The sequence below is a fragment of the Lysinibacillus sp. 1 U-2021 genome, assembly GCF_029916965.1.
GTDB lineage: Bacteria > Bacillota > Bacilli > Bacillales_A > Planococcaceae > Lysinibacillus > Lysinibacillus capsici.
Map to the genome: position 1 here is coordinate 774,749 of NZ_CP123966.1, position 23,367 is coordinate 798,115.

27 protein-coding genes, 1 tRNA gene and 1 pseudogene are annotated in these 23,367 nt (G+C 38.4%); 13 read left to right on the forward strand and 16 right to left on the reverse strand.

Annotated elements, in window-relative coordinates:
* Positions 1-12: 12 nt before the first annotated feature.
* Entirely contained in the window at positions 13-294 is a 282-nt protein-coding gene (locus QH639_RS04095; protein ID WP_259420108.1) for a hypothetical protein, read from the forward strand.
* 350 nt (positions 295-644) lie between these two features.
* Here the strand turns inward: QH639_RS04095 and QH639_RS26465 are convergent, their stop codons facing one another.
* From QH639_RS26465 to racR, 3 genes are all read right to left on the reverse strand, one after another.
* Positions 645-740: an IS3 family transposase gene (locus QH639_RS26465; protein ID WP_481817320.1), complete on the reverse strand. Its 96-nt coding sequence runs from the start codon at positions 738-740 to the stop codon at positions 645-647.
* A gap of 406 nt (positions 741-1,146) precedes the next feature.
* Entirely contained in the window at positions 1,147-1,497 is a 351-nt protein-coding gene (locus QH639_RS04100) for a hypothetical protein (protein ID WP_023568503.1), read from the reverse strand.
* Between the two features lie 318 nt (positions 1,498-1,815).
* Complete coding sequence (gene racR / locus QH639_RS04105) at positions 1,816-2,292, reverse strand: DNA-binding transcriptional repressor RacR (protein WP_001551043.1); 477 nt, start codon at positions 2,290-2,292, stop codon at positions 1,816-1,818.
* Between the two features lie 123 nt (positions 2,293-2,415).
* On the opposite strand from racR, the gene ydaS reads away from it, so the two are divergent.
* The gene (ydaS, locus tag QH639_RS04110; RefSeq protein WP_001551044.1) at positions 2,416-2,712 is read left to right on the forward strand and encodes a toxin YdaS; all 297 of its coding nucleotides are present in this window, start codon (positions 2,416-2,418) and stop codon (positions 2,710-2,712) included.
* Between the two features lie 22 nt (positions 2,713-2,734).
* Positions 2,735-3,157 carry a toxin YdaT family protein gene (locus QH639_RS04115; RefSeq protein ID WP_023568502.1) on the forward strand — a complete coding sequence of 141 codons (423 nt, stop codon included), beginning with the start codon at positions 2,735-2,737 and terminating at the stop codon, positions 3,155-3,157.
* Positions 3,158-3,573: 416 nt separating this feature from the next.
* Here QH639_RS04115 and bcrD read toward each other — a convergent pair whose 3' ends face one another.
* The 5 genes from bcrD to QH639_RS26360 form a co-directional block, all read right to left on the reverse strand.
* A complete protein-coding gene (gene bcrD, locus QH639_RS04125; protein WP_086321365.1) occupies positions 3,574-4,401 on the reverse strand; it encodes a bacitracin resistance undecaprenyl-diphosphatase BcrD in 828 nt (275 codons plus the stop codon).
* Positions 4,401-5,150, reverse strand: a complete 750-nt coding sequence (locus QH639_RS04130) for an ABC transporter permease (RefSeq protein ID WP_000933358.1) — start codon at positions 5,148-5,150, stop codon at positions 4,401-4,403. The genes bcrD and QH639_RS04130 overlap by 1 nt, the downstream gene beginning before the upstream one ends.
* Positions 5,143-6,060, reverse strand: coding sequence for a bacitracin ABC transporter ATP-binding protein BcrA (gene bcrA / locus QH639_RS04135; RefSeq protein ID WP_002346952.1), 918 nt, complete (start codon positions 6,058-6,060; stop codon positions 5,143-5,145). The genes QH639_RS04130 and bcrA overlap by 8 nt, the downstream gene beginning before the upstream one ends.
* Positions 6,061-6,242: 182 nt before the next feature.
* Positions 6,243-6,857, reverse strand: coding sequence for a bacitracin resistance transcriptional activator BcrR (gene bcrR, locus QH639_RS04140; RefSeq protein WP_000395511.1), 615 nt, complete (start codon positions 6,855-6,857; stop codon positions 6,243-6,245).
* Positions 6,847-7,044, reverse strand: coding sequence for a helix-turn-helix domain-containing protein (locus QH639_RS26360; RefSeq protein WP_000384569.1), 198 nt, complete (start codon positions 7,042-7,044; stop codon positions 6,847-6,849). Before QH639_RS26360 ends, bcrR begins: the two co-directional genes overlap by 11 nt.
* A gap of 368 nt (positions 7,045-7,412) precedes the next feature.
* Between QH639_RS26360 and QH639_RS04155 the strand changes: the two are divergent.
* A pseudogene (locus QH639_RS04155) lies at positions 7,413-7,481 on the forward strand (IS6 family transposase); the annotation flags it as partial.
* Positions 7,482-7,581: 100 nt separating this feature from the next.
* On the opposite strand, the gene QH639_RS04165 reads toward QH639_RS04155, so the two are convergent.
* The 4 genes from QH639_RS04165 to QH639_RS04180 all read right to left on the reverse strand — a co-directional run bounded on the left by QH639_RS04165 (position 7,582) and on the right by QH639_RS04180 (position 9,917).
* Positions 7,582-8,235 carry a recombinase family protein gene (locus QH639_RS04165; protein WP_002347609.1) on the reverse strand — a complete coding sequence of 218 codons (654 nt, stop codon included), beginning with the start codon at positions 8,233-8,235 and terminating at the stop codon, positions 7,582-7,584.
* A gap of 270 nt (positions 8,236-8,505) precedes the next feature.
* Complete coding sequence (locus QH639_RS04170) at positions 8,506-9,018, reverse strand: hypothetical protein (RefSeq protein WP_000774078.1); 513 nt, start codon at positions 9,016-9,018, stop codon at positions 8,506-8,508.
* A gap of 6 nt (positions 9,019-9,024) precedes the next feature.
* Positions 9,025-9,543, reverse strand: coding sequence for a YfbU family protein (locus tag QH639_RS04175; RefSeq protein ID WP_000357244.1), 519 nt, complete (start codon positions 9,541-9,543; stop codon positions 9,025-9,027).
* Positions 9,544-9,704: 161 nt separating this feature from the next.
* Positions 9,705-9,917 carry a hypothetical protein gene (locus QH639_RS04180; RefSeq protein ID WP_002349227.1) on the reverse strand — a complete coding sequence of 71 codons (213 nt, stop codon included), beginning with the start codon at positions 9,915-9,917 and terminating at the stop codon, positions 9,705-9,707.
* Between the two features lie 338 nt (positions 9,918-10,255).
* Between QH639_RS04180 and QH639_RS04185 the strand changes: the two genes are divergently transcribed.
* Positions 10,256-10,327, forward strand: a tRNA-Glu gene (locus QH639_RS04185).
* Between the two features lie 139 nt (positions 10,328-10,466).
* Here the strand turns inward: QH639_RS04185 and QH639_RS04190 are convergent.
* From QH639_RS04190 to QH639_RS04200, 3 genes are read right to left on the reverse strand one after another with little or no spacing between them, the layout of a single operon-like run.
* On the reverse strand, positions 10,467-11,261 hold the full coding sequence (locus QH639_RS04190; RefSeq protein ID WP_281115670.1) for an ABC transporter ATP-binding protein: 795 nt from the start codon (positions 11,259-11,261) through the stop codon (positions 10,467-10,469).
* Between the two features lie 15 nt (positions 11,262-11,276).
* Positions 11,277-12,332 (reverse strand): FecCD family ABC transporter permease, encoded by a 1,056-nt coding sequence (locus QH639_RS04195; RefSeq protein WP_259419442.1) that lies wholly within the window; start codon positions 12,330-12,332, stop codon positions 11,277-11,279.
* Complete coding sequence (locus QH639_RS04200) at positions 12,332-13,333, reverse strand: FecCD family ABC transporter permease (protein WP_131521248.1); 1,002 nt, start codon at positions 13,331-13,333, stop codon at positions 12,332-12,334. Before QH639_RS04200 ends, QH639_RS04195 begins: the two co-directional genes overlap by 1 nt.
* A 159-nt stretch (positions 13,334-13,492) precedes the next feature.
* On the opposite strand from QH639_RS04200, the gene QH639_RS04205 reads away from it, so the two are divergent.
* The 5 genes from QH639_RS04205 to QH639_RS04225 all read left to right on the forward strand — a co-directional run bounded on the left by QH639_RS04205 (position 13,493) and on the right by QH639_RS04225 (position 18,226).
* The gene (locus tag QH639_RS04205; RefSeq protein WP_131521249.1) at positions 13,493-14,473 is read left to right on the forward strand and encodes an ABC transporter substrate-binding protein; all 981 of its coding nucleotides are present in this window, start codon (positions 13,493-13,495) and stop codon (positions 14,471-14,473) included.
* A 134-nt stretch (positions 14,474-14,607) separates the two neighbouring features.
* Positions 14,608-15,822, forward strand: coding sequence for a diaminopropionate ammonia-lyase (locus QH639_RS04210; RefSeq protein WP_237898529.1), 1,215 nt, complete (start codon positions 14,608-14,610; stop codon positions 15,820-15,822).
* 143 nt (positions 15,823-15,965) lie between these two features.
* Positions 15,966-16,727 (forward strand): MerR family transcriptional regulator, encoded by a 762-nt coding sequence (locus tag QH639_RS04215; RefSeq protein ID WP_103118696.1) that lies wholly within the window; start codon positions 15,966-15,968, stop codon positions 16,725-16,727.
* Between the two features lie 75 nt (positions 16,728-16,802).
* Entirely contained in the window at positions 16,803-17,252 is a 450-nt protein-coding gene (locus QH639_RS04220) for a TraR/DksA C4-type zinc finger protein (protein ID WP_131521250.1), read from the forward strand.
* Positions 17,253-17,299: 47 nt separating this feature from the next.
* Positions 17,300-18,226, forward strand: coding sequence for a dipeptidase (locus QH639_RS04225; RefSeq protein ID WP_281115671.1), 927 nt, complete (start codon positions 17,300-17,302; stop codon positions 18,224-18,226).
* A 12-nt stretch (positions 18,227-18,238) separates the two neighbouring features.
* Here QH639_RS04225 and QH639_RS04230 read toward each other — a convergent pair whose 3' ends face one another.
* Complete coding sequence (locus QH639_RS04230) at positions 18,239-19,159, reverse strand: 1,4-dihydroxy-2-naphthoate polyprenyltransferase (protein ID WP_016992515.1); 921 nt, start codon at positions 19,157-19,159, stop codon at positions 18,239-18,241.
* A 247-nt stretch (positions 19,160-19,406) separates the two neighbouring features.
* On the opposite strand from QH639_RS04230, the gene QH639_RS04235 reads away from it, so the two are divergent.
* Genes QH639_RS04235 through menH form a run of 3 tightly spaced genes read left to right on the forward strand, consistent with a single transcriptional unit; the run spans position 19,407 to position 23,306 of the window.
* Positions 19,407-20,792 (forward strand): isochorismate synthase, encoded by a 1,386-nt coding sequence (locus QH639_RS04235; protein WP_237898524.1) that lies wholly within the window; start codon positions 19,407-19,409, stop codon positions 20,790-20,792.
* Positions 20,785-22,500 carry a 2-succinyl-5-enolpyruvyl-6-hydroxy-3-cyclohexene-1-carboxylic-acid synthase gene (gene menD / locus QH639_RS04240; protein WP_281115672.1) on the forward strand — a complete coding sequence of 572 codons (1,716 nt, stop codon included), beginning with the start codon at positions 20,785-20,787 and terminating at the stop codon, positions 22,498-22,500. The genes QH639_RS04235 and menD overlap by 8 nt, the downstream gene beginning before the upstream one ends.
* Positions 22,497-23,306, forward strand: a complete 810-nt coding sequence (menH, locus tag QH639_RS04245) for a 2-succinyl-6-hydroxy-2,4-cyclohexadiene-1-carboxylate synthase (protein WP_131521254.1) — start codon at positions 22,497-22,499, stop codon at positions 23,304-23,306. The genes menD and menH overlap by 4 nt, the downstream gene beginning before the upstream one ends.
* Positions 23,307-23,367: the final 61 nt, after the last annotated feature.

Here is a 23,367-nt window from a genome sequence, read left to right on the forward strand (position 1 = left end):
GGCGATTGTATTATGAAAGAAGAAACAAGAGACATGTTATTATATATTGCATCAGGCTTTTATTCGAGTATGCAACAAACCTCCAGATGCCTAGCTTACTTTTTTATCGTTTTCTATGTTCCGTATGTGCTCGCTCATTGGGTGATGGTAACATATGCACAGGTTGATCCGCTACAATTCATACACGTATATGCGTATACAGTGACGCTGGCATTCCCATTAATGATGATCGTATCGCATTACATTCCAATGGAGCTAAATTTTGAAACGATGCAATTTGAGGTCGTTGACTAAATGGCTCTCAGTTGAATCGGGAATTAACTTTAAAAACAAACTTATCTATCTTAATTCATCTCATGCTTATTGGTCATATAAGATTGATAAGCTTTTTTTATGATTATATACTGGCTATTGCTTTCCCTCTTCATTTTACATATGTATTAATCGTTCGGTCACTAGTATTGTAGAATCGCGGGGTGTAAGCTGTTGGTAAGGGCAAAGCAATGATGATGGCTATACGTTTTTCAACACTTATCGTTTCTGTAATTGCATTGTCATTTGCTATTACTAAAAAAATAAACCGCCCTCGCCCCCAAAGTGAACTGCACCCCGTCAAGTAGACAGTTGAAATAATAAAAAATGTATTAAGCGGCTTGAGTCCTGAATTCTAACGGACTTAAACCGCTTAATCGTTTCTGATAACGATAGTAATTATAAAAATGAATATAATCATCAAGCAATCATAATTATCTCCATTTTTACAAATGAACTTTGTTGATGCGGTGCCTGGTGCCTCCAGGTGACTGCAACCAGTTAACAATTACAGTCGGCTTTCCCACCCAAACCAATAAGGACTAACATGACTTTTAACTGTGCCGCGTGCGCTTAGCCGCATTCACCGCATCACAAAATTCACTTTAAAAAGGGCGGGCATCAGTCGAACTTCAAGAAAAAACCGATGCCGCCAAAGACTACACACAGCAATGTCGTTATTCACAACCGGAGGCGCACTCCCACCATTTAAATTTAACAGACAAGACCGACTCTTTATGGATATCGGAAATGCGCCTTCGTGTTGTGCCCGGTTTTATTTCACCACCTCCGGGCTTCGGTGGTTTTCGTTATTCCCCAACAGCGAAAATTAGGTTAATCTGAATATCCCCCAACAGATGGAAGGATTTTTCTATGCTCGAAAATCAGACCTTGAAGGTTGCCTGCCCTGATTGCGGCAGTGAGATGCTCAAGCGGCCCGATGATTTTGACTTTGACACTAATTTCGTTGGCGTTAGTTGTGCCGAATGTGGTCGAGAAATCACTAAGGACGATGTTATTAAGCAAGGAAAAAATGTAGTTCAGAAACAAGTCAATGACATGCTCCGGAACACCCTCAAAGGCAGCGGGTGGAAGTTTAAATAACCCATGTATCGCACTAAAGTGTTCCGTTACTTCTGTAGCGTCTATGGTAAGTTCGATAGGCGCTATTTTCACTCCCGTCATACATCACCTCAAATCTTTTCCCTTAACGCCGGGTGGCGGAACTAACTGCTGCACTGCAAAATTTGAATCCCGCCGTCATGTTCATACGCCTCGGGCTGGCTACTTAACCCCTGACCACTGCCTGGTAACTCGAAGTATTGCCTGGCGTTCTGTGGGGCCGGGTGGGTGGTATGCTGGAACTATAGGTAATGCCTAATTGATTGTCAATAGGCTATGCCTAATGTTTTGATCGTAACCTAATAGGTGATGGCGACTGGAGAAAGTGATGGGGGGGGTTAAATAACGGAATCCAGGAGTTTTCCGTCAGACCATATAAGTTTAAGTTCCAGTTTTTGTGATGTTCTGGCTTTTCCGTTCAGATTCTAGAGCTTTCAGATACTTACCCACTTTCATTTCCATCGCTGCTATGTAGGCGCGAACATCGTGGTCAACCCAATCTGGTTCTGTAGCATTTCCAGATAACAGGAAAGCTACAATCGCTCTTATTTCATCAGAGGCTGCTTGATAAAGGTTGTTTATATCTAAAAGTTCACTTTTTGTATCTGGATTGGTGGGGGTTGGTATGGGGTATTCGTTAAGCCCCCAATGCTCTGGACCAACAACATCAGCAAAGAAACGCCATAATTCTGGAAGTTTATCTTTACTTATGGAGCCTTTCTTAATCCAGTCATAGATTGATGGTGGTTGGACTTTGAAGTGGCGTGCGACCTCCGCCTTTGATTTGACGGATCCCGATGCGATTTTTTTGTTAATGGCCTGCTCTATCGCTCGGCCTAAGTCTTTACCACTAAGCATTGCTTAATATTCTCCTATGCTCATTGCATTAGGCAATCCCTACCCTCATTGTATTAGGCATAGCCTATTGACATTTGTATTAGGCGTCGCCTAATATCTCTGTGTGTTTTTGGAGTTCATTCGATGAAAAAAGAGAACTATTCATTCAAGCAAGCTTGTGCTGTTGTCGGTGGGCAAACAGCAATGGCTAGGCTTTTAGGTGTATCACCTCCAAGCGTAAATCAATGGATCAAAGGGGTACGTCAATTGCCTGCCGAGAGATGTCCAGCAATTGAACGTGCAACAAGAGGTGAGGTGCTGTGCGAAGAACTTCGTCCTGATATTGACTGGTCATATTTACGACGTTCGGCATGTTGTTCGCAGAATATGTCAGTGAAGCAACTAAATGACAGTAACAAATCCTCATTTGATCATACCTGAAACATCAAGAGGCAAATGATTCATGAAAATCAAGCATGAGCACATCGAATCAGTGTTGTTTGCCCTGGCAGCCGAAAAAGGGCAGGCATGGGTAGCCAATGCAATTACTGAAGAATATCTGCGCCAGGGGGGCGGCGAATTGCCCCTGGTACCAGGCAAGGACTGGAACAATCAGCAGAATATCTATCACCGTTGGTTGAAAGGTGAAACGAAAGCGCAAAGGGAAAAAATTCAGAAACTGATCCCTGCGGTTCTGGCAATTCTTCCGCGCGAGCTGCGTCACCGACTCTGCATCTTCGATACCCTGGAACGCCGTGCATTACTGGCGGCGCAGGAAGCGTTGAGTACGGCAATTGATGCGCATGATGATGCAGTCCAGGCCGTTTACCAGAAAGCGCATTTCAGCGGCGGCGGGTCTTCCGACAATTCTGTCATTGTTCATTAAGCAAAAGTTTCCATGCTGTTTGTGCTTATTCTAAGCCACCGGGCAGCATCATACGGGGCAATTATGGCCGCATTACCATACATGCAACTGTACATAGCTGATTACCTGGCTGACACCATGCAATTTATAAAAAAAGCCGAAAAGAAGGGTCTCTTTTTGGCTTTTCCGTCTGTACAGAAATCAAAGGACTATTAGGAATCCCTGCTTAAATAAGAATCATCTTGAAAAACTAATGACCTTTTTGAGACTTTGCAACAGAACCCATTGGTTTGTGTAAACGCAAAGAAACGGCGGCTCTGAAAATCAAAGCCACCGTTTCATAGGCGTGAAAATATGTCTGCTGTACGACGGCTTTTTTCTTTTGCCGTCGTGCGGCAGATTATTGCTTATGGAATTGTTTTTCTATCACATTACTGTTATAAGTACAACAAGTATACCAAGATACCAAGCACAATTCGATACCAACCAAACACCTTAAAATCATGTTTTTTGATAAAGTTCATTAGGAATTTAATTACTAAGACAGATACCGCAAATGCCACAGCCATACCGAGAACAAGAGCGAGCAGTTCTGCACTTGTAAAATCAAACCCGAATTTTAACAGCTTAAAAGCACTTGCTCCAAGCATAGTAGGTACTGCGAGGAAAAAAGTAAACTCTGCTGCTGCCACTCGTGAAACTCCTATGAGTAAAGCACCTATAATCGTTGCTCCCGACCGTGATGTGCCGGGTATAAGTGATAACACTTGAAATGCCCCTATCAAGATTGCTGTTTTATAGCTGATGTCAGAAAGTGCCATAGTAGTAGGAGTACGCTTTTTATTCCAATTTTCTATGAGAATGAATAACAAACCATAAAAGATTAACATGATTGAAATCACAATGGGGGTTTGGAGGTAAGCATCCAAATAATCATCAAATAAAATCCCCATAATACCTGACGGTATACAAGCCACTGCAACCTTGAACCACAACGAGAAAGTATCCTTTTTAACAAGTGGCTGCGATTTATCCTTTAGCTGAAATGGAAACATCTTGTTCCAAAACATTACAACCACTGCGAGTATAGCTCCAAGTTGAATAACAACAAAAAACATTTCTTTAAATGCTTCGCTCATATTAAGTGTGATAAATTTGTCCGCAAGAATCATATGTCCTGTGCTGCTGATAGGTAGCCACTCAGTAATACCCTCAACAATTCCAAGAAAAATAACTTTTAAAATTTCTATAAAATCAAGTACCATTATTTCAAATCCTCCTTTTTAAAATGATGAAAGGTCATAAGAAAACCAACTGCTGATACAAGAATAATAATAGATACAGACAGCAGTGTAGGATAGCCGGTACTCTGAAGTTTACCCTGCACCAAGAAATAGGTGGCTGTCCACGGATACAACGCTCCCCATTCTTGATTTGAAAGTGCGGCACTTCCCATGACAATCACGGCAGAGCCAATCATCGGGGCGACAAATCCTTTTGTTTTCATAGCAACAAACACAAAAGGAGAAACTGTTAAAAACATCAGGATACTGCCAAACAAAAACTTGGGGAGCCATACTATTGCCACTAGTAAGCTATATCCCTCCAATGTAAAGACAGCGTGATATAGCCCACAAGCGATAAATATACCTGCCCATGTTACAAGGGTGAGCATAACAATCCAAAGAAGCAGGGTGCAAAATTTTCCAATTAATAGTTTTGTCCTTGAAATGGGTATGGGCAATATGGTTTTGAGTGTGCTTTCTGTGTACTCTCTGCTAAACAAGTAAGCTGCAATTGCCACATATATCATAATGTTTACCAGCAGCATGATATACAGTACACTGTCGCTGTATATGTCAGACAAGGTAAAGATAATCTCCGGCTTATCAAAATGTGTTTGCAAGGCTTCTATTAACATCAAAAGTGGGGTAGATAATACCCCTGCCACACTAATTAGCACCATTTTTGAACGCTTTAGTTTTAATAATTCACAAGAAATAAGATTAAGCAATACCGCCACCTCCAATCAGTTTAGAAAAGTAGTCCTCTAAGTTTTCCTCACTATCATCTATCCTTGTCACGAGCAGTCCATTTCGTGCAAATTCTCGATTGATTTCTCCAACACTTTGGCTAAAGTCATAAATTCTCACCGTACCGTCCTGCACTGTAAAATCCGTCATGTGGTAGTGGCTTTCTAAAATCTTTCCAGCTATCTCACTGTCAGATAAATCAAATTGAATGTATTTTCGATTCCTTTTGTGAAGCTCGGATATATTCACTTCCTCTACTAAATGCCCCTCGTGCATAACGCCGATAATATCTGCTATCTGTTCAATCTCGCTTAAAACATGGCTTGAGATAAAAATGGTAATGCCATGATTGTGACTAAGTTCAGATAAAAATGAGCGTATTTCAACTATTCCAATGGGGTCAAGTCCGTTAATCGGTTCGTCAAGTATTAAAAGCTCCGGCTCGTGCATAATGGCGGCGGCAATACCAAGCCGTTGCTTCATTCCGAGGGAATAATCGGAAAAGACTTTTCTTTTCTCTTTATGCAGCCCCACAACTTCAAGAGCTTTTTCTACTCCACTTTTAGATACTCCCCCTCGCAGTTTAGCGAGAATTTGCAAATTCTCATACCCTGTTAAATTACTGTAAAATCCCGGTGTTTCGATAATAGAGCCTACTTTGCTATAAAGGGTATGGATATTTTCCTTATAGTTTGTGCCAAACAAGCGTACCGTTCCATCCGTTGGGAGAGCAAGCTGCAACATCATTTTCATTGCTGTGGTTTTGCCTGCTCCGTTTCTGCCGAGCAAACCATAAATTTTGCCCGTTGGCACATGAAGATTGACCTTATCGACAACGGTGGCTGTTCCGTATCGCTTCGTAAGATTTTCTGTTTCAATGATATAATCCATATTTGATTTTCCTTTCCGTTGGTTGCTGTTCTTGTTTTCACTGACCACAATTTTATTATCACAGGAGCTATATCAAAAGCCAAGAAACCTACCGTCACATCGCCTACATCTATCATGTCAACATGAAAAAAAGCCCCGACACTTATCGTGTCAGAGCCTATTTCAAGGGATTTATATCGTTTTTACTTTGTTCCGTTCTGCTTAATCCAAACAACTATTTTTGCGACAAACAGCAGAAACATAAGTGCTGTTATATATGGTTCTCTTGCTGCTGCTAAGAAACAGATAGCCAAAGCAGTGAGTCCAAGGGAGCATTTTGTAGCAATGCCGCCCCATGTTTCTTTATCTAAATGGGTAAGTATTATTTTAGCAATCCCTATTACAATCAAGGCGGCAAAAGCACTCCAGTAGACTGCAAGATTGAATGGTGTGGTGGCTGTAAATGATAGTAGATTGACCGCATAAACATAACCGCCAACAGAGTTTCCATATAACGGAAGAAATATAAACGCAACTGCCATCATATCCAATATTCCATAAATATAGTTGTAAATCTTTTTCAAGTTGGAACGATTTTCAGTTTCGGCAAGTGTAATCAGTTCTTCGCCCGATAGTAGTTCATCTATGGTCACAGAAAAGAATTTAGAAATACACTTGAGCGACTCAATGTTAGGGTAACCCTTGCCGCTTTCCCATTTTGAAATGGCTGTTCTTGATACATATAATTGCTCCGCAAGTTGTTCCTGCGTTAAGTTCTTTCCAGTCCTAAGCTGTTGTAGCTTTTCATTAAATTCCATGATTCTCCTCCTGTTTGTTCCTTGTTTTCATACGTCCATCAACGGGTTTTTCTGCATCTTTTGGTATCATCCATGCACGACCAAATTTTTCAGTTCCGTCAATGCGATTTTCCTCACATAATTTTTGTATCCGTCTTTCCGATATGCCCCATTTTTCAGAAGCGGCTTTCACAGAAATGTAATCCATAATATCAACTTCCTTTCGCAAAGAGTATATAATTATTATATACGGAATGACGAATAATAGCATTTTTCTCTCCACTAATACGAAATTATACACTACTAAACATAAAATCATACTTCGTTCAAATATCATCACCCGAAATGTACAATGATATAGGGTGATATTAAAATGTACCAAGATGAAAGAAAACTTGATTTTAAGCCGTTAGGTATAGCGATAAAAAAAGCTCGGGAAGCAAAAGGGTGGACACAGGAATATCTTGCCCAACTGGTAGACCTTACGCCACGCTCTATTATGGGTTCTGTTGCAAAGTTTCCGATAAGCTCATTTTGAGGTAAAATAATTGAAAAAGATAGCTTGGAGGAATGAAGATGACTCAGTTCAAAGGAAAACAATTTCAAAAAGACGTGATTATCGTAGCCGTCGGCTACTATCTTAAGATAGTAGCCCACGGCTACAATAATCACATCCTGCTGAAATTGCTTTCCTTTAAAATGATTCATCGTCATTCCTCCTGCTATCTTTTTCTATTATTCTACCTTATTTGATAGTAGATTTAAAACTTTGCAACAGAACCCCTAAATCTCTTTTTACTCGATAAACGGTTTTTCTTGTAACTCCTGCGTTCTTTGCTATTTTAGAAATAGTTTCTTTTTTCTTCAGACCATCAACAATTTCATCGTAAATCAATTTGTTTTTTCCTGTTGCATTGGCATGGTATTGAATCTTTTTACCAGTATAACGACCATTTTTCTTTGCAATTTCAATGCCTTGTTTTTGACGCTCTTTGATTTTTTTCCGTTCGTTTTCAGCAACATAGCTAAACACTTCTATGACTAAATTTGTTAGCAAGTCTCTTAATGCAGGGTCAGTTACCCCATTAAACGACGGTAGGTCTAATATTTCAATAGAAGCACCTTTACTACGAAACAATTGAAGTAAGTCTTTTGTATCTTTACTATTTCTTGCTAATCGATCAAGACTAGGAATAATAATCGTATCTCGTTCACGTATGAAAGAAATAAGCTCTTGCAGCTCTGGTCTGTTTTCAATATTTTTTCCAGAGACTTTTTCCTCGAAAATTTTTAAATCGTCTTCAGCAATATTATTTTTGACTGACCAATTTTCAATTAGCTTATGTTGCCGAGCTAAACTTTGATCGTCGGAAGAAACTCTTAAATAAGCTAAATACATTTGCCATCATTCCTATCCAATCTATTTACTATTAGTATACAGGTCTTAGGGTACACTTTGCAATAAAGAAAAACCGCTGAAAAATCAACGCTTTAAGCAAATATGGATTTGTACCATTAGAGTATACCCAAAAGAAACAACAAATAAACTGTAGATAGCGGGTTCAAGTTGTAGTCGTTGCTGGCTACATCACCTCCTTTAAGTATTTCTTAGGTAACAGAAATGTGAACACAAAAATAAGGACATTAGTTTATTTTAAAACTAACATCCTTAATATCTTAATTTATCCATATTTTGAGAAATAATACTTTTCCATTCAGAAACTAATTTAGTAAGGAATCTTGCAATGTTTTGTCTCATTAATTCATTATTTCTATTATCTATAAGATCTGTTAGATATTTTTCAAATTCTAAAAAGCTATCCGAATTTTCTTCGACGATTAAATACTTAAGAGAATTTATATCGGAAAAGATAGATTCAAGTTTACTAATCTCATTTTCTAAATCTATATTTTCACGTGTGATTATCTCATCACTTTTTCTTAAAAAGCTAAAAATTGCATCAGTTGCTTTACACTTTTCCATTAAAGAAGTATATTCTTCAATTTTTCTTCTTTCTTTATGGTCATTTTTTAAATCAGTTTCAATGTCTTTTTTCATTTGTTCTATACTGAGTTTGTTCTTTTTGTTCTTTTGAGTAAATCTAAAATTCAAACACGAAAAAAGTATGTTAGCAATAACACCTATAATAGCAAATAAATCATTTATACTATTTAATTTCATTTATCATCACAAACTTAGAACTTTACTTATCATCTCATAAGACAAGTTTCCAAATTGATAATTATTGGTAGATTTTAAATCATTATAATTTTCGAGAAATTTTATATAAGTACCTCTCATCGGTTTATGGCTATTAAAAGTGTTAAAATCACTATCTTCAACTATTTCTTGAAACCTATTTAATTTTTCAATAAAAAATTGTGCATAAAGTGCTAACTTAAATTCGGTAGAGCTATTAAAGTCAAAACCTTTAAATTGTATATAATAATTATCAATTGAATTTATATCTTTTAATTTATTTTTACTAAAAGTAATATCTCTATACATATTTAATATGTCTAGAACAAACCGCGAATCTTCTTCTGGCAATGGATCAGAAATATTTTCAAATATTTCACTATAGTGATATTCGTAACCTTCTGTTAGTATTTCTATTTTTTCAGCATAGTATTTTTCTTCGTTAGGATTTAAAGCTTTTAAAATTTCAAACTGATTTATTAATGTTAATCTATTAAATTTATCCATATTTTATCCTCCATGATTTATTTACTTTCATTATATAAAAGAATGAGATATAATATAAATGAAAGGGCATGCTGTCACATGCCCAGTGTAGTCCGTTCAAAGCGGATGGCATGTAAATAAAGCTTTAGAGCTCGTCTACCTCGCCAAAAGTTGAGACGGCTCTATTTTTTTTGTTCTTTTTTGAACTTTAACCAAGCTAAAATCGAATCGCTAGCTTTCGCTACGGCAGTAATAACTACTGCTGCTGCTCCGATAATAGCAATGATTTGATCCAATGAGAACAAATCAGGCATTTCCTTTCTACAGAGTACGTCCGATAAGCTAATAAGCCCATAGGCACCACGCTCCTTCAATTGGATTTGCCAAACCGCCACAAACTTTCTACAGTAACATTATATCATAGAATAAAGAACTTTAGATTGACTAAAAAAGCTAATTAGATTTTTTAAATATGTTGATTATTTTATGAATGGAGATACTCACTTTTCGGAATATATAGTGTTTTTAGGGTTCTGTTGCAAAGTTTTAAATCTACTATCAAATAAGGTAGAATAATAGAAAAAGATAGCAGGAGGAATGACGATGAATCATTTTAAAGGAAAGCAATTTCAGCAGGATGTGATTATTGTAGCCGTGGGCTACTATCTTCCCCTGCTAAGGGTGTAGGTCGGGTAACCGGCGCGAGGGTTCAAATCCCTCCTTCTCCGCCATGGGCCCGTTGGTCAAGTGGTTAAGACACCGCCCTTTCACGGCGGTAACACGGGTTCGAATCCCGTACGGGTCATACTAAGTGCAGTAGATGAATTTACATCTACTGCACTTTTTAATTTACTTGATATTTAGATTTATAACTTAGCTATAATAAATGAAAGCCTACACAGAATGATTAAACTGTGTAGGCTTGTTGTTTTTTAAAATAGTGATTAAATTTTTCGTCCTTTTCCATATGGGATGCAAAGAGGTGTACCAAAGATTGGATCTGTCGTCATTTGGCAATCAAGGTCAAACACATGATTAACTAAATCAGTGGTCATAATTTCTTCTGGTTTCCCTTGACGATAGACACCACGGTCACGCACTGTAATAATATGATCGGCATAGCGACAAGCAAGATTAATATCATGTAGTACCATAATAATAGTTCGCTTTTGCTGTTGGTTCAATTCGTATAGTAAATCTAAAACGTCTATTTGATGAGTTAAATCTAAGTATGTTGTAGGCTCGTCTAAAAGAATGATATCTGTATCTTGAGCTAGCGTCATAGCTATCCAAGCACGTTGACGTTGTCCTCCTGATAGCTCATCTACTGGTCTATCTTGTAAATGCTCAGTGGCTGTAGCTTTTAAAGCGTTTAAAACGATTTCTTCATCCTTTTCAGTCCACTGTTGTCGCCAACTCTGGTAAGGATAGCGACCTTGTTTCACAAGTTGTAGGACAGTTAAGCCTTCTGGTGCAACAGGAGATTGAGGAAGAATAGAGAGGTTTTTAGCCACTTGTTTTGTTGATAATTTAAAAATATCCTCACCGTCTAATAAAACGGAGCCTTTTTTAGGTTTTAATAATCGAGCAATGGAGCGTAAGAGTGTGGATTTTCCACAGCCATTCGCTCCGATTAATACAGTAATTTCATTCAAAGGAATAGATAAATTGAGATCTTCGATAATATTAAAATCACCATAACTTAATGTTAGGGATTTGGTTAATAAAGATTCAGTCATGTAGTATAGACTCCTTTATTTTTTAGGGTTTCTAAATAATAAATAGATAAAGTAAGGAGCACCGATAGCAGCAGTAAAGACGCCTGCGGGTACTTCTAATGGGCTAAATGCTGTACGACCTATAATATCTGCAACCATTACAAGCAATGCACCAATTGCAGCGGATGCTGGAATAAGTACACCGAACGATGAACCAACAATGCGTCGTGCAATATGAGGAGCCATTAATCCTACAAACCCAATAGCACCAGCAAATGCTATGGCACTCGCTACTAAACTGGAACATAATAGAATTAAGTAAAGGCGTGTTTTTTGAACAGGCTGCCCTAGGCTTGATGCTGTATCATCACCTAATTCTTGAACATTTAACTGCCGAGTAATAAAAAAGGTTATAAGTAGAAGTACAATAATCAATGGAACAACGATTAGTACTTGATCCCAATCCGAACTTTTGACACTACCCGTAATCCATTTATTCGCTTCACTTGCTTGATAAATTGGGCCGATAATCATTAACATTGTAGTAATTGCTTGCATGAATGCCGACACGCTAATACCGATTAAGACAAGACGATTTGGTGTGACACCATCTTTCCAAGCAAATAGGTAGACTATACATCCGACGATAGTAGCACCTATGAATCCTGCTAATGGCAACCACTCTATACTAACTGTTAAAGAGTGATTAGAATCACTGAAAATGGCTAAGAAACCAACAACCGCTGCCCCACCACCAGCAGATATGCCGATTATATCAGGTGAGGCAAGTGGATTTTTAATGATTCCTTGTAAAACTGCACCTGCGACGGCTAACGCCATTCCAGCAAACAAGGCCATGAAAATTCGAGGCATTCGAAAATCAATAATAATCAGTTGATCAAAATCTGAGCCGTAACCAAAAAAAGCTTGTAAAACTTTAAATGGATTGATGAATGAATCACCAAATGATGCACTAAGAAAGAACACGGCAAGAGTTAGTATGCAAATCACTGTTAATTTTTTTATAGCTTGTACATCTATTAAAAATGAAATTTTTTGTTGAAGTAAACGAATTGTTTTTACATGTTTCATTATTTTTTTCCACCTTTTCGCGCAAGGTAAATAAAGAATGGTGTGCCAATCATAGCAGTCATGACGCCTACTGGAACTTCTTGTGGCATGATAATATAACGAGCCGCAACATCAGCCAGCAATAAAAGTATCCCCCCAAGTAAAGCAGCCATAGGAATAAGCCATCGATGATCAGTGCCGACAAACTTGCGCGCAAAATGGGGAACGACAATCCCTATAAAACCAATGGGGCCAGCAATTGCAACTGCTCCCCCTGCTAAAAAAATAACAATAAGACCGACCAATATCTTCATAAGTCCTAAACGTAAACCAAGACCTCTTGCTACATCATCGCCAAGAGCGAGAATATTCATTTTGGGGGAAATGATGAGGGCAGCAATCCACCCAATTACTAGATATGGTAGAACAGATAGTAGAATTTCAAGTTTTCTACCTTGTACAGAACCTGCTAACCAAAACAAAACTTGATCAAGCTCTGCTTCATTTGTAGCGAGTAAACCTTGCGTAAATGATGCAAATAGGGCACTGATGGCAGCACCAGCTAAAGTTATTTTCACTGGAGTAACAGCATCTCTACCTGAGAAACTAATCCCATAAACGGATAAAGCAGCGATTGCTGCACCAAGAAATGCAATCCACGCAAAAGATTGCAAGCTTGAAATGTGGAAAAAAATCATGGCAAAGACAACAGCAAAGCCTGCTCCTGCATTAATGCCCAAAATTCCAGGAGAGGCTAATGGATTTTTCGTTAAGGTCTGCATAAGCACGCCTGTAATAGCTAATGAAGCACCAACGCAACTGGCTATAAGAGCTCTTGGAATTCGAACATTTTGAATAATAAGATGCTCATTTGAATGGTTAAATTGTCTAAAAGATTCATACGTAGTTTGAATAGAAGTATTTGCATAACCATACACAATACTGATCCCCATAGAAAGAAGTAATAGTATGACTCCTACTAGTAAAGCAATCATTTTAGAATAATTATTTTTTAATATCATATTTAACGTGTACTCTTTTCTTGGAAAATTAATAAATTAGTTATTGACATTGATAGTTACATACAATACGATTAATATCGTTCTTAGACAGATGAAAGTGATTTTCATTCTCGTCAAATATGCTTAAACATTTTATCATATACATTGGAGGAAGAAAAGGTGCAAAAAGCTTTTCCAAAACTATTAGTTTTACTAGCTGTGGTTGCTATTTTTGTTCTGGCAGCATGCGGTACTTCTAAAGATAATGCCAAAGAAGAAAGTACAAAAGAAAGCAATGCTTACAGTGTTGACCATGCAATGGGGACAACTGAAGTAAAAGACACACCAAAACGTATCGTTGTTTTAACTAATGAAGGAACAGAAGCATTATTAGCTCTAGGTATTAAACCAGTAGGTGCTGTTCAATCTTGGACAGGCGATCCATGGTATGATCACATCAAGGATCAAATGGAAGGTGTAGAGGTTGTCGGTATTGAACATGAAATAAATATCGAAAAAATTGCTTCTTTAAAGCCAGATTTAATCATTGGCAATAAATTACGACAAGAAAAAGATTATGCTAAACTTAGCAAAATTGCTCCAACTGTGTTTTCTGATACATTACGTGGTGACTGGAAAGAGAATTTTAAATTATACGCTAAAGCAGTAAATCAAGAAACAAAAGGTGAAGAAGTTCTAAAAGCTTACGAAGATAAGTTACAAGCTCTGAAAGAAGAACTTGGAGAACAAACCAACCAAGAAGTTTCATTTGTACGCTTTATGGCCGATAAATCTCGTATCTATTACACAGATTCATTCTCAGGTGTGATTTTTGATGCTTTAGGATTTAAACGTGTTGCAGCGCAAGCAGATTTATTTAAAGATAATGCTAAACTAGGAAACTTAGCGATTGAAGTAGGGAAAGAAGCGATCCCTCAAATGGATGGGGATGTTATTTTCTACTTCACGTACATGCCAACAGGCGATGATTCAGCACTAGCAACTGAACAGGAATGGACACAAGACCCGCTTTGGAAAAACTTAACAGCAGTCCAAAAAGGCAAAGCACATAAGGTGGATGATGTCATTTGGAATACGGCTGGAGGCATTTTAGCTGCGAATATTATGCTAGATCAAGTGCAAGAAATCTTTGTTAAATAATTTTCTTTTAAACTATACATGTATCGATGTTCGATACATGTATAGTTTTTTATTTCCTAATATATACTCTCCTGGTACTTTAAAGTTAGATAGACTATGATGTAGAGAGTGATCATAAATTGAGGGGGATGGCGATGAAGGAAAAATTAAGGTGGGTTTATAATCAGCATTATTTAGAGCAAGATCATATAAAACAAGCAACAGCAATACTTCCATATTTTTCACTAGATCAAGTGAGGAAGGTTGGTCAATTTCAGCGTACATATAAGCAATTTGAGAAGACACCACTCCATCATCTTGAGGCACTATCTTCATATATAGATGTAGAAAAAATTATGATTAAAGATGAATCTTATCGATTTGGTTTAAATGCCTTTAAAGTTTTAGGCGGTATTTACGCAATTGCGCAATATGTTGCCAATAAGCTTGGAAGGAATATAGAGGAGCTATCGTTTGAACAGTTAAAAACTCCAGAAGTAAGAGCGCAAGTAGGCAATCTAACATTTATTTCAACGACAGATGGAAATCATGGTCGGGGTGTGGCATGGGCTGCAAGAGAACTGGGTTTTCAAGCAAGAATATATATGCCAGCTGGTAGCGCCGCTGAGCGGTTACTGCATATTAAAAGTGAAGGGGCTTTTGCTGAAATTACGACAATGAATTATGACGATACTGTTCGTTATACCTCACAGCTTGCACAAGAAAATGGCTGGGTCTTGATTCAGGATACGATGTGGGAAGGCTATGAAGAAATTCCATTATGGATTATGCAGGGGTATACAACCCTTGTACAGGAGATTGATGAACAGATTCAGCAAGCCCCAACACATGTATTTTTGCAAGCTGGTGTGGGGTCCTTTGCCGGAGCAGTAGTAGCATTTTTACAGCAATACTATGAGCAGGATATTACATTTGTCTTGGTTGAGCCACATGTCGCTAATTGCTATTATGAAAGCTTTAAGAAAAATACAGATCAATTTGTCACTGTTGGTGGGGAGATGCAAACTATAATGGCAGGTCTTGCTTGTGGTGAACCGAATCCACAGGCTTGGCAAATCTTAAAAGCCTTCATAAAAATAAGTATCTCGTGTGAGGAAGAAATAGCAGCAACAGGTATGCGCGTTCTAGGAAATCCTTTAGCTACAGACACTCGCATTATAGCTGGTGAATCAGGAGCAGCGCCATTTGGTTGCTTTTATGAAATAATGACGAATGAACAATATAAGGAATTAAAACATGCCTTGCACCTAAATGAACAGGCGAAGGTGCTGTTTATTAATACAGAGGGTGATACAGATAAAGAGAGTTATCGAGAAATAGTATGGCATGGGAAATATGCGAATCAATAGCAAACTAGTGATTTACTAGTTTGCTATTTTTACTTTTGTAAAAGGATTTGAAAGTATAATTAAGTTTAATTAAATTTTTTTATTTTAACTCTTGACCTTAACGTTGCGTCAAAGCTTACAGTAGCATTAGTGGAGGTGATGAGATGGAATATACCATTCAGGAGCTTGCTCAACTATCGGGTGTTAGTACAAGAACATTGCGTTATTATGATGAAATTGGATTGCTGAAACCAGCAAGGACCAATGAGGCAGGTTATCGATTTTATGGCCAATGGGAGGTCGATATGTTGCAGCAGATTTTATTTTACCGTGCATTAGATATGAAATTAGCGACAATTCAGGCTATTATTCAAGCACCAAATTTTCAGCATGCTGAGGCGCTCAAAACACATAGAGCTGCTTTGCTTCAACGCAAAGAGCAGCTGGAAACGATCTTACAGACAGTAGAAAAAACAATACAATCCATTGAGGAGGAACAACCAATGTCAAATGAAGAAAAATTTAAAGGCTTTAAAGAAAAGTTAATTGAGAATAACGAAAAGCAGTACGGCAAAGAAATCCGTGAGAAATATGGGAATGAAACAGTAGATGCATCCAATGCTAAGCTTATGAACATGACGGAGCAACAATATCAAGCGATGCAACAGCTAGAACAGCAAATGTTTGAACGTTTAGCAGAGGCAATGAAACTTGGAGATACTACAAGTGACATTGCGATGGAAGTGGCAGAGTTGCATAAACGCTGGCTCAACTTTACGTGGAAAGAGTATTCCAAAGAGGCACATGCAGGGCTGGCACAAATGTATATTGCTGATGAACGCTTTACAGCTTATTATGATGAACGTGGTGAAACAGGAGCAGCAAAATTTTTGCATGACGCCATTATAGCTTATACAAGTAAGTAAATAGGTCTTCCTTATGCTGACATGTTTTAGAAATCGTAAAATAGGAAAAAATGAAAGCATGAGGAGGAGATTATTGTGGATCAACAAGTAATGCAACAATTAAAAAGACAACTAGAGCAAGAATTACAAGAAATAGAACAACGAATAGAAGAATCAGAGCGACCTCAAGCGACAGAATTATCGAATTATGATAATCATCCAGCTGATAATGCAAGTGATTTAACGGATCAGCTTACAGAAATGGCTATTGATGAGCATCGTGGTGATAATGCTGAAGAAATAAAAGAAGCTCTTCAAGCAATGGCAGACGGTACATATGGCAATTGTACCGTCTGTGGTAAAGAAATTCCAATTGGTCGATTAGAGGCAATGCCGCAAGCTCTGACATGTGTGGAACATGCAGAAAAGAAAGAAGACAATTTACGACCAGTGGAAGAAGATGTTCTTTCTTCGACACCAAAATCAGATGATTTTATTGAGCTGGAGGAATTCGGCTCTTCTGATACACCACAGGATAAAATTTAGTAAGTTTTTCCTCGCAGAAGCAGTATAATAACTGTAGAGGTGAGGATATGAAGATTATTGATTTACATTGTGATGCGCTTTTAAAATTAACTACTCTTGAAACGGCTAATTTTGCTGAGGATGTACGAATACATGCTAATCAAAAAAGATTGCAATTAGGGCAAGTAGAGGCGCAAGTGTTCGCTATCTTTATTGACCCAACAATCCCACAAAGTCTACAATTTCTTGAGGTCATGCGCCAAATCGAAGCATTCCATACTCACGTATTACAAACAGAAGGCATGGTGCATATTACAGATTGGGCACAGTTAGATCAATTAGCTCCCCACGAAATAGGAGCCATTTTAAGCTTAGAGGGCTGTAGTGCCATTGGCGAAGATTTAACAAAACTAACAGCTGTCCTGGATGCAGGGGTGAAATTAGTAGGTTTAACGTGGAATGAAGAAAATGCTGTGGCCCATGGTGCTGAACAGGATGCAACTCTTGGTTTAAAGCCATTTGGTAAAGAAGTTATACAATTATTAAATGAACGCGATATTATTATTGATGTGTCCCATCTAAATGAGCAAAGCTTTTGGGATGTCTTGCCGCTTGCAAAGCATATTATTGCAAGCCATAGTAATGCACGTGCACTATGTGATCACCCGCGTAATTTAACTGATGCCCAGGCAAAGGCACTTGTTGAGGTGGGAGGACATATCCATGTAGTTTATTTCCCACTCTTTATTGGCGAGGGTGCAACACTAGACCATTTAGTGGGGCATGTGGAGCATTTAGCAAAACTGGTAGGTGTGGAGCATATTGGATTAGGCTCTGATTTTGATGGGATTGATAGGACTGTCAGTGGCTTAGCCCATGCAGGAGAGGCGCAAAATTTACTAGAGGCATTACGTACACGCTTTTCAGATGAAGAAGTGTATGGTATTGCAAGCCAAAATTTCCGACGCTATGTAAAAAAAGCAGCAACCCGTTAAGGCTGCCGCATCTTAATAAAAGAAATAATGAATTAATAAACCGATTCCTAATAGGAAGCCGAAGAATGTATTTGTTTGCGCTGTATATTTCATCGCAGGCATTACCTCTTTGGCTTCTTTTTTGTCTCGGAAAATTTGAATGGCACGTAATGGTTTTGGAATACTTAGGAAGATGATTAATGCCCAAAACGTAATACCATCAACTGCTACAAGAGCAATCACCCATAAATAAGAGACGATAAAAAAGCCTGATAACACGGAAATGGCATTATCACGTCCTACCAAAATAGCTAAGGTTTTTCGTCCGCCCTCTGTATCACCAACAATATCACGTATATTGTTCGATAGCATAATGGCACCGACTAAAATCATGCTTGGTACAGAGAGCAAGACAGCATCTAATGTTACTGTAAGCGCTTGAATATAGAAGGCAATTAATACAATGCCCATCCCCATTACTGCGCCAGAAACAATTTCACCAAATGGCGAATAGGCGATTGGGTATGGTCCACCTGTATATAAAAAGCCAATAAGCATACAAACAAGTCCGACAACAGCTAACCACCAAGATGTTGAGGCACATATGTAAATGCCAAGAAGCATGGCAATAGCATAAAAGCTTAATGCAATCATCATAATTGTTTTTGGCTGTACACCATGACGGACAATCGTTCCGCCAATCCCGACGGAATGCTCGTTATCTAATCCTAATTTGTAATCATAATATTCATTGAACATATTCGTTGCTGCTTGTATAAGCATACTTGCAATGAGCATAGCAAAAAATAGTCCAAAATCAATTGTTTCTTTTTCAATTGCTAAGGCAATTGCTGTTCCTAGGAATACAGGAACAAATGAAGCGGTTAAAGTATGTGGACGTGTTAAATGCCACCACACTTTAAAACCCCTATCAGCTTCAATGACTTTGGTCATAAGGTCTTTCTCTCCTTCAAATGTTGTCGACTCTTCTTATTTTAAACGAAGATTGAGAAAATGGGTAGGTTCACAGCTTATTACATACTGTTTAATGAAAAAAAGTGATACAATAGAACATGCATTTATGAACTGAAAATAAAAAAGAACAATTAGCAACAGTACGAATAACGTGTTGCCAACTAAAATATGATGTGTTATTTAACCATCATTCATTATGTACATTGCAACAACGGAGGTAATTTTCATGCAACAGAAGTGGTACCAAGCCACAGAAGTAGAAGTGGACTCTTTGGGCCAAAGCCTTCATTTTTATATGGAAACAATTGAAGTAAGTCGCCTATCTGCACTGGCGTTCTATGCAGCTGGCGAGGAATGTTATAAAGGTGAACGATTTTATTGGCAAAATAGAGAAAAAACAATGACATTAGTTGGGCTAGGACATGCTCATACTATTCAAAACAACGCTAAAGAAAACCGCTTTGATGCAGTTGAAGCGGAATGGAAAAACATAACGAAAAACTGTCCAAAAGGTCAACAAGCGTTACAACCAATTTTGTTTGGCGGTTTTACATTTGATCCTCAAAATAATGTAGATGGGGAATGGACGGATTTCCCAGAGGCTTATTTTGCATTAGCAACGTTTCAACTGGTGATACGCGATGATAAAGCATACGTAAGTATTCACCTTTTGACACAAGACCAACAGGCTGAGGATCAGTTCGAAGCGCTAAGAAAAGAGCGCGATCATTTAATCCATGCAGCTCAGGTTAAAGAAGTGAAAACGTATACAAAACCTGAAATCACAAGTTATTTTGAACCATATAAAGAGCCTTATTTAGCCTCAATCGATCAAGTGACAGCATTAATTAAACAGAAAAAGGCAGATAAAGTGGTCATTGCACGATCACTTGCTTTGCAATTTAAAGAGTATGTATCCGCACCACAAGTACTTTCTCAAATTATTCATGAACAACCAGAAAGCTATTTATTTGGTTTAGAGCATAGACATTTATTATTTTTCGGAGCATCACCTGAACGACTTGTGAAGGTAGAAGATGGTCGAGCCTTTTCTTCTTGTGTTGCTGGCTCAATTAAACGAGGTAAGACTGCAGAGGAAGATGAGGCTTTTGGACAAAGTTTATTAAATGACCCTAAAAATGGCGGAGAACATCAGTATGTTGTGGATATGATTGCGGAAACATTCCGTAAAAATTGTGTGGACATGACGGTGCCAGATAGACCACGCTTGTTAAAAATACGAGATATTCAACATCTGTATACGCCTGTTGAAGGTCAGTTAAATCAGGATGCAACAATCTTACAATTGACTAAATCATTACATCCAACACCCGCTTTAGGTGGTGTACCACGCAAAGAAGCATTGGCAGCCATCCGTAAATATGAGCCGATGAATCGGGGACTGTATGCAGCGCCAATAGGCTGGTTAGATGCAGAGGGTAACGGTGAATTTGCAGTTGCCATACGTTCAGCAGCCTTACTAAATGATAAAGCTTATTTATATGCAGGCGGTGGAATCGTCGCAGATTCAGAACCGCAATCTGAATATGAAGAAACATTAGTAAAATTCCGTCCAATGCTTCGTGCGCTAGGGGGACAATTACATGAGTGAACGAAAAATACTAACAGATTATGTTTATAAAATGGTCGCATCGCTAGTGCAAGCTGGTGTAGAGAATGTTGTCGTTAGTCCAGGCTCACGTTCAACACCGCTTGCTTATGCGGTTGCTTCTACTAAACAAGTAAAAATGTATCGGCAGGTAGACGAGCGCTCAGCAGCATTCTTTGCGCTAGGGCTTGCTAAGGCAACTACTAAGCCTGTGGTTCTTTTATGTACATCTGGTACAGCAGCAGCTAACTATTTTCCTGCGATTGTGGAGGCAAGCTATGCACGTGTACCATTAATCATTATAACAGCTGATCGCCCACATGAATTGCGTGAGGTAGGCGCTCCACAGGCTATCAACCAACCCAATTTATATGGTTCACATGTGAAGTGGAGTGTTGATTTTCCGTTAGCAGATGGTGCTGAACCAACATTGCCCTTTATTGAGCGTCATCTTGCTCGTGCGGTAGCCATTGCCACGAGCGCACCTTTTGGACCAGTCCATATTAATGTACCTTTCCGTGAACCACTATTAATTGATTTACAGCAGGAGCTACCAGCAGTGACATTTAAGCACAGCAGTATGGGACAATTAACCCCAACACGCGTGGATCAACAGGAACTAACCTCTATTATACAATCAACTAAAAGAGGCTTTATGATCATTGGTGAGTTAGCTCTTGGTACAGAATTATCCATTGTTTGGGAATTTGTACGTCAGCTGAAGTGGCCTGTCATTGTTGAAAGTTTATCGAATATGCGTACATCCGTACCAGAGGATTGTTTACCATATATCGTGTCAACCTATGATGCCATTATGAAGAGTGATGACTTCAAAGCACTGGTGCAACCAGATACAGTAATCCGAATAGGGGCACAACCAGTTTCGAAGTTTATGATGCAATTTATTACAAAGTCACGTCCAAATGCGTATGTGATTATCGATGAAGACCCTATGTTTAGAGATGCTACAGGCATTTCTACGCATTTTATTCATGCGAATGTCGATCAATGGCTAACAGAATTGGCTATCACTGAAACGGCTATCGAGGAAACCTACTTAGCCGAATGGCAAAAAGCAAATCAGCTTGCTTCTATGTTTATTGAACAATACGCAGAGGTAGAAAAAGATGAAGGGGCTATAGTCAGTCGTTTACTCAAAATGATTCCTGACGGTAGTGATATTTTCGTTAGCAGTAGTATGCCAGTGCGAGATATTGATACATTTTTATTGGCTACACCGAAAGATTTACGTGTTTTTGCCAATCGAGGAACAAACGGGATTGATGGTGTCGTATCAACAGCAATCGGTTTCAGTCAGGGAAATAATCGAGAAAGTTATTTACTGATTGGTGATTTAGCCTTTTTACATGATGTGAATGGACTCATTGCTTCCAGATATCAGGAATGTAACTTAACGATTATTGTGATGAATAATGATGGTGGTGGTATTTTTTCTTATTTACCACAGTCAACTGTTGAAGATCACTATGAGGATTTATTTGGCACACCAACAGCTCTTGAATTCCGTGACATTGCACATATGTATGATATGGACTATGTACGTGTGGAAACAATTTCTGAGCTTTCTGAGAAATTTTCAACATGTAAAAACCATTCTTTACGATTAGTTGAAATATTTACAGATAGAACCGAGAATGTAAATGCACATCGAGGTCTATGGAATCGAATTAATGCGGAGTTAAAAGCATGACAAAGTGGATGATTCGTGGTCTTGAAACCCATGTCGATATATGGAATGAAAACGGTGAATATACAGTCGTTGCCTTACATGGATTTACTGGTAGCTCAGCAACATGGCATAATCTAGCACAAGCTCTACCTCATGTGCGTGTTATTGCCGTTGATTTAATCGGACATGGTCAAACAGCTATTCCACAGCACGTACAGCGTTTTTCTATGGAGGAGCAATTACAGGATTTAGAAGAACTATTTTGTCAGCTTCATTTAGAGAAATTTACGCTGTTGGGCTATTCAATGGGTGGAAGAATCGCTTTATCCTATGCCATTTCGTATCCAACTCGTATCCATCAGCTCATTTTAGAAAGTGCATCTCCTGGCTTGCGAACAATGGAAGAGCAAAATGAACGTTGTAAGCGAGATGAAGCACTAGCGCAAAAAATAATGACGAATGGTGTACTGTCCTTTGTCAATGCTTGGGAAAGTATACCGCTTTTTGCTTCACAGCAACGTCTACCTAAAACTGTAAGAGAAACTATTCGAGAAGAGCGACTATCACAGAAAGAAGAGGGACTTGCTGGTAGCTTGAGAGGTATCGGGACAGGCGTTCAACCTTCAAATTGGGATAGATTGTCGCAACTAGAAATACCTGTCCTGTTAATTACAGGTTCATTGGATGAGAAATTTTGTAAAATTGCACTAGAAATGAAAGCGCTATTAAATACTGTTAAGCATTTAACAGTAAATGACGCTGGACATGCAATTCATGTGGAAAATCCCGCTGAGTTTGCTACAATAGTAGAGGAGTATTTAACGTAATAAACGATTACGTTAGCGCCTCGCTAGAAACGAGACGAATTTAATGATATAGGAGGCAATT

Coding starts and splice junctions, on each gene's coding strand:
- QH639_RS04095 (WP_259420108.1), top strand. CDS start 13: ATGAAAGAAGAAACAAGAGACATGTTATTATATATTGCATCAGGCTTT.
- QH639_RS04100 (WP_023568503.1), bottom strand. CDS start 1,497: ATGACGGGAGTGAAAATAGCGCCTATCGAACTTACCATAGACGCTACA.
- racR (WP_001551043.1), bottom strand. CDS start 2,292: ATGCTTAGTGGTAAAGACTTAGGCCGAGCGATAGAGCAGGCCATTAAC.
- ydaS (WP_001551044.1), top strand. CDS start 2,416: ATGAAAAAAGAGAACTATTCATTCAAGCAAGCTTGTGCTGTTGTCGGT.
- QH639_RS04115 (WP_023568502.1), top strand. CDS start 2,735: ATGAAAATCAAGCATGAGCACATCGAATCAGTGTTGTTTGCCCTGGCA.
- bcrD (WP_086321365.1), bottom strand. CDS start 4,401: ATGGTACTTGATTTTATAGAAATTTTAAAAGTTATTTTTCTTGGAATT.
- bcrA (WP_002346952.1), bottom strand. CDS start 6,060: ATGGATTATATCATTGAAACAGAAAATCTTACGAAGCGATACGGAACA.
- bcrR (WP_000395511.1), bottom strand. CDS start 6,857: ATGGAATTTAATGAAAAGCTACAACAGCTTAGGACTGGAAAGAACTTA.
- QH639_RS26360 (WP_000384569.1), bottom strand. CDS start 7,044: ATGGATTACATTTCTGTGAAAGCCGCTTCTGAAAAATGGGGCATATCG.
- QH639_RS04165 (WP_002347609.1), bottom strand. CDS start 8,235: ATGTATTTAGCTTATTTAAGAGTTTCTTCCGACGATCAAAGTTTAGCT.
- QH639_RS04170 (WP_000774078.1), bottom strand. CDS start 9,018: ATGAAATTAAATAGTATAAATGATTTATTTGCTATTATAGGTGTTATT.
- QH639_RS04175 (WP_000357244.1), bottom strand. CDS start 9,543: ATGGATAAATTTAATAGATTAACATTAATAAATCAGTTTGAAATTTTA.
- QH639_RS04190 (WP_281115670.1), bottom strand. CDS start 11,261: ATGACTGAATCTTTATTAACCAAATCCCTAACATTAAGTTATGGTGAT.
- QH639_RS04195 (WP_259419442.1), bottom strand. CDS start 12,332: ATGAAACATGTAAAAACAATTCGTTTACTTCAACAAAAAATTTCATTT.
- QH639_RS04200 (WP_131521248.1), bottom strand. CDS start 13,333: ATGATATTAAAAAATAATTATTCTAAAATGATTGCTTTACTAGTAGGA.
- QH639_RS04210 (WP_237898529.1), top strand. CDS start 14,608: ATGAAGGAAAAATTAAGGTGGGTTTATAATCAGCATTATTTAGAGCAA.
- QH639_RS04215 (WP_103118696.1), top strand. CDS start 15,966: ATGGAATATACCATTCAGGAGCTTGCTCAACTATCGGGTGTTAGTACA.
- QH639_RS04225 (WP_281115671.1), top strand. CDS start 17,300: ATGAAGATTATTGATTTACATTGTGATGCGCTTTTAAAATTAACTACT.
- QH639_RS04230 (WP_016992515.1), bottom strand. CDS start 19,159: ATGACCAAAGTCATTGAAGCTGATAGGGGTTTTAAAGTGTGGTGGCAT.
- QH639_RS04235 (WP_237898524.1), top strand. CDS start 19,407: ATGCAACAGAAGTGGTACCAAGCCACAGAAGTAGAAGTGGACTCTTTG.
- menD (WP_281115672.1), top strand. CDS start 20,785: ATGAGTGAACGAAAAATACTAACAGATTATGTTTATAAAATGGTCGCA.
- menH (WP_131521254.1), top strand. CDS start 22,497: ATGACAAAGTGGATGATTCGTGGTCTTGAAACCCATGTCGATATATGG.